This window comes from Streptomyces sp. TRM64462, assembly GCF_013362995.1.
Lineage (GTDB): Bacteria > Actinomycetota > Actinomycetes > Streptomycetales > Streptomycetaceae > Streptomyces.
This window is the reverse complement of record NZ_JABWDV010000072.1, coordinates 1-4,105: the sequence shown is the minus strand read 5'-3', so window position 1 is coordinate 4,105 and position 4,105 is coordinate 1. Positions and strand designations below refer to the sequence as shown.

6 protein-coding genes and 1 pseudogene are annotated in these 4,105 nt (G+C 74.3%); 5 read left to right on the top strand and 2 right to left on the bottom strand.

Annotated elements, in window-relative coordinates; all coding sequences use genetic code 11:
* The 4 genes and pseudogenes from HTZ82_RS03315 to HTZ82_RS03300 all read left to right on the top strand — a co-directional run.
* Positions 1–508: pseudogene (locus HTZ82_RS03315) on the top strand (hypothetical protein); the annotation flags it as partial.
* Positions 505–906: a roadblock/LC7 domain-containing protein gene (locus tag HTZ82_RS03310; protein WP_175407733.1), complete on the top strand. Its 402-nt coding sequence runs from the start codon at positions 505–507 to the stop codon at positions 904–906. The pseudogene HTZ82_RS03315 and the gene HTZ82_RS03310, both read left to right, overlap by 4 nt.
* Positions 906–1,268 carry a DUF742 domain-containing protein gene (locus tag HTZ82_RS03305; protein WP_175407732.1) on the top strand — a complete coding sequence of 121 codons (363 nt, stop codon included), beginning with the start codon at positions 906–908 and terminating at the stop codon, positions 1,266–1,268. The genes HTZ82_RS03310 and HTZ82_RS03305 overlap by 1 nt, the downstream gene beginning before the upstream one ends.
* A complete protein-coding gene (locus HTZ82_RS03300) occupies positions 1,255–1,851 on the top strand; it encodes an ATP/GTP-binding protein (protein ID WP_217623619.1) in 597 nt (198 codons plus the stop codon). Before HTZ82_RS03305 ends, HTZ82_RS03300 begins: the two co-directional genes overlap by 14 nt.
* A gap of 51 nt (positions 1,852–1,902) precedes the next feature.
* Here the strand turns inward: HTZ82_RS03300 and HTZ82_RS03295 are convergent, their stop codons facing one another.
* The gene (locus HTZ82_RS03295) at positions 1,903–2,343 is read right to left on the bottom strand and encodes an ATP-binding protein (protein ID WP_175407731.1); all 441 of its coding nucleotides are present in this window, start codon (positions 2,341–2,343) and stop codon (positions 1,903–1,905) included.
* Positions 2,344–2,347: 4 nt separating this feature from the next.
* Positions 2,348–3,229, bottom strand: coding sequence for an MEDS domain-containing protein (locus HTZ82_RS03290; protein ID WP_175407730.1), 882 nt, complete (start codon positions 3,227–3,229; stop codon positions 2,348–2,350).
* Positions 3,230–3,346: 117 nt separating this feature from the next.
* On the opposite strand from HTZ82_RS03290, the gene HTZ82_RS03285 reads away from it, so the two are divergent.
* Positions 3,347–4,105, top strand: a 759-nt coding sequence (locus HTZ82_RS03285) for a pentapeptide repeat-containing protein (RefSeq protein WP_217623618.1), incomplete at its 3' end; no start/stop codon positions are given.

The window sequence follows — 4,105 nt, the reverse complement described above, 5'->3', positions numbered from 1 at the left end:
CGCCGACCAGCTCGGCGCGACGGTCACACTGCGCCGCTCGGTGTACGGCGGCACGTCCGCGGTGGTGATCCTCCCGCAGCGGCTCCTGGTGCCGACGGAGCAGGACCCGGTGGCCGCGCCGGTACGCACGGAACCGGCCCCTCCGCCACCGTTGCCCCTGCCCCTGCCGCTCCCGGCGCAGACCCGCGCGCCCGAGCCGGCACCGGCCCAGGCACCGGCCCCGGCCCCCGCTCCCGCCCCGGTGCCGACGCCGACGTCGCCGGAACCGGTGCTGCACGTCGTGCCCGGCCCGCAGAAGGCCCGCCCGGCCCTGCCCGAGCGCGTCCCGCAGACGCACATGGCCGAGCAGCTCCGCACCCCCCGCACAGGCCCGGCGGCCGGAGGCGACGGTGAGGGCGGCACGACGGCATCGCCCGCGGCGACGCCCGAAGAGGTGGCCGACGCCTGGGCCGACTACGAGGACGGGACCAGGAAAGTGGAAGAAGAGCTCCGACGGGATCAGCCATGACAACAGCGAACGACATGATCTACAGCGTCCTGGACAACAACCTGAGCAGGATCGCCGGCATCCAGGGCGCCGTGCTCCTGTCCAACGACGGCATCAAGCTCAGCGCGTACCTGCTGGACCGTCCGCAGGCGGAGCGCATCGCCGCGGCGTCCTCGGGCATCGCCGCCACGATGAAGGCGATATCCCGGGAGGTCGACGGCGGCCGGGTGATCCGCCAGCTCGTCGAGATGGACGACCGGTACCTGTGCATCGTGGGCTGCGGCGAGGGCAGCACGCTCATCGTCGTGACGTCCCGCAAGGCCAGGCTCGGTGAGCTGGGCGGCGAGGCCGTACGGACCGCGCAGGCGCTCGGCGAGTGGCTGGGCACCCCCGACCGCGCCCAGTCCCCCGCCTCGTAATGTCCGACGAGCCGCGGCGCCCGGGCCGCCGGACACGGCTGTACGCGCTGACCGACGGCCGCACGGACGCCCCCCGCACCGTCCTGACCATGGACACCACCATCACCGCGGCGGTCGCCGGGGACGCGCTCGACGGCCTGCCCACCGAGTGGCAGGTCGTCCTCGGGCTCTGCCCGGCGCCGAACGGCAGGGCGGTCGCGGAGCTCGCGGCGCGCATGGGGATGCGACTGACCCCGATGGCGCTGCTGCTCGGGGAGCTCGCGGACCGCGGGCTGATCCACCACCGGCCGCCGCTGGAGGGCGCCGGGACCACCAACGTCCATCTGCTCATGAGAATCAGGGACAACCTTGCCCGGATATGACACCGTCGCGGCCGAAGGCCAGGAGCCGGCCCCCGTCAAGCTGCTGATCGCCGGAGGGTTCGGGGTCGGCAAGACGACGCTCGTCGAGACGGTCTCCGAGATCGAACCGCTGCGCACCGAGGAACGGCTGACGTCCGCGGGCATCGGCGTCGACGACCTCGGCGGCATCGAGGCCAAGACGGCCACCACCGTGGCGATGGACTTCGGCCGGATCACCCTGGACGACGCCGGCGTGGTGCTCTACCTGTTCGGCACGCCCGGCCAGGAGCGGTTCTGGTTCATGTGGGACGACCTGCTGAACGGGGCGCTCGGCGCCGTCGTGCTCGTGGACACGCGGCGGCTCGACCGCAGCTTCCCGGCCGTGGACTTCTTCGAGAGCCGCGGGCTGCCGTTCGTGGTCGGCGCGAACTGCTTCCACGGGGAACAGGCGTACACGGCCGACGAGATCAGGGCGGCGCTGCGGCTGCGCGACCCGGGGACGCCGGTGCTGATGCTGGACGCGCGGGAGCGCGGCGATGTGCGCGAGGTGCTGCTCGCGCTGCTCGACACGGTCATCACCAAGGCGCGCACCGCCGTCTCCTGACGGGGTGTACGCCGGTGACGAGGTGTAGGCCTGTGACGGGGTGTACGCCGGTCAGTCGAGCCGCATGGCGAAGCTGACCGTGCAGCCGCCGGCCGGGCACGGCGCCACCGTGAACCGGTCGGTGACCAGCCGGCTGAGCCACAGCCCCCGCCCCGGGCCCGCGCCGCCCACGCCGGGCGCCGGGTCGGGGATCACGTCCTGCGTGAAGCCCGGCCCCCGGTCGGTGACCCGGCACTCCAGCTCCTTCGGAGTCCTGACCAGAGCGAGGTCGCCCCCGCCGCCCGCGTACCGCACGGCGTTGCCCGCGACGGCGTCCACGGCCACCACGAAGTCACCGCGCCGGGGTTCGGGCAGCCCCGCGAGCGCCGCGTGGCCCGCCACGAGCATGCGCAGCCGCGGGATGTCCGGGCCGCCGAAGGAGCGGCGCAGCAGGATGTCCTCACCCTCGCCGGGCGCCGTCCCGGCCGTGTCCCTCTCCGTGTGCGGTGCCATGTGCCTACCCCGCCGTGTCCAGGACGGCCGGGTCCGCGCCGCAGCGCCGCAGCAGCAGCGCGTGCCCCGGCGAGCAGCGGATCCGGACGGGCGGGCGGGCCGGTGCCCGGGCGACCGCGCGGACCAGCTCGGCCGCGCAGTCGGCGCCGAGGAAGCCGGTGCGCAGCAGGTCGACGGTGACGGGCCGGTCCCGCGGCGGGTCCCGCAGGAGGTCGGCGACGGCCCGGCCGAACCGCTCGTACGTCGCCGTGTCCGCGTCGCCGATGACGCGCAGTACGGAGGCGCCGCGCTGGATCCTCAGCTGCCCGAGGGCGGGGAGCAGGTTGCGGGGATGGGCCCGGCACATGGCCTCCAGGACGGGCCCGGGGAACCGGGTGCGTTCGTAGGCGCAGATCTCGCTGTAGAAGCCGTCCGTGAAGAGGTGCCCGGCGCGGCGTTCGCGGTCCATCATCAGGTCGAAGTCGCCTTCCCCGACGTCCAGGACCCAGCCCATGTCGATGTAGGCGCGCAGTCCGCTGTAGCCGTCGTCGCGGGCCGCCCTGGCCTCCTCGGTGATCCGCTGCCACTGGCGTTCGGCGGTGAACCGCCGTGCGGGCAGGATCAGTTCGCGGATGCTGCCGAGCGTGAGCTGCGCGCTCTCACAGCCGGCCGCGACCAGCGGCCCCGGCGCGTCGCTGAGCCTGGTCCGTAGCTCCGCGTCGCTCAGCCGCGGCGGTCCGAAGACGATGACCTTCTCGCCCCGGGCGAGCCCCGTCCACACGAACGCGGTGAGGACGTCCCAGCCGGGGGTTTCGCTGTCGTAGCAGAGGAACGCGTGGTCCCCGGGGCGCAGGTGCTGTACGGGAAGCGTTCCGGGATGGCGTTCGTCGCCGACGGGCCGGCCCATGTCACCCTCCCCCGTGTAACGGCGGCATGGCTCCACGCTAGCGAACCCGGCCGTCGCCGGAGGAGGGACAATGGGCACGTACGTCCGCCCCGCCCGCCGCTGAGGAGAGCACCCGTCTTGTCGCCGCGCACCTCGCACCCCCGTCACACGCCGCACACCGAACGCGCCGACCTCCGAGCCGACTGCGCGAACTGCTTCGGGCTGTGCTGTGTGGCGCTGCCGTTCGCCCGGTCGGCGGACTTCGCGGCGGACAAGCCCGCGGGCACGCCGTGCGGCCATCTGCGGGCCGACTTCCGCTGCGGAATCCACGACCGGCTGCGGGACAGCGGCTACAACGGCTGCACGGTCTTCGACTGCTTCGGAGCCGGCCAGAAGGTGTCGACGGTGACGTTCGGCGGCCGCAGCTGGCGCGAGGACCCGGAATCGGCGCGGGCGATGTACGAGGTGTTCCCGGTGATGCGGCAGCTGCACGAGCTGCTGCGGTACACGGCGGAGGCCCTGGACCTCCCGGCGGCCCGGCCGGTGCACAGGGATCTGCGGAGGGCGCACGCGCGGGTGGACGCGCTGACGCGCGCGCCCGCGGACGAGCTGCGCGCCCTGGACGTGGCGCCGGTGCGGGCGGAGGTGGGCGCGCTGCTGCTGCGCGCCAGTGAGCTGGCCCGTGCGGGGGTTCCCGGGCGCCGCAGAGACCACCGGGGCGCCGACCTGATGGGGGCACGGCTGCGGGGCGCGAAGCTGCGCGGGGCGAGCCTGCGGGGCGCGTACCTGATCGGTGCCGACCTGTCGGGGGCGGACCTGCGGGACGCGGACGTGATCGGCGCGGACCTGCGGGACGCCGATCTGTCGGGGGCGGACCTGACGGGCGCGCTGTTCCTG

Bases quoted from the DNA above. Each gene is read 5' to 3' on its own strand.
- HTZ82_RS03310 (WP_175407733.1), top strand. From the start codon at position 505: ATGACAACAGCGAACGACATGATCTACAGCGTCCTGGACAACAACCTG.
- HTZ82_RS03305 (WP_175407732.1), top strand. From the start codon at position 906: ATGTCCGACGAGCCGCGGCGCCCGGGCCGCCGGACACGGCTGTACGCG.
- HTZ82_RS03295 (WP_175407731.1), bottom strand. From the start codon at position 2,343: ATGGCACCGCACACGGAGAGGGACACGGCCGGGACGGCGCCCGGCGAG.
- HTZ82_RS03290 (WP_175407730.1), bottom strand. From the start codon at position 3,229: ATGGGCCGGCCCGTCGGCGACGAACGCCATCCCGGAACGCTTCCCGTA.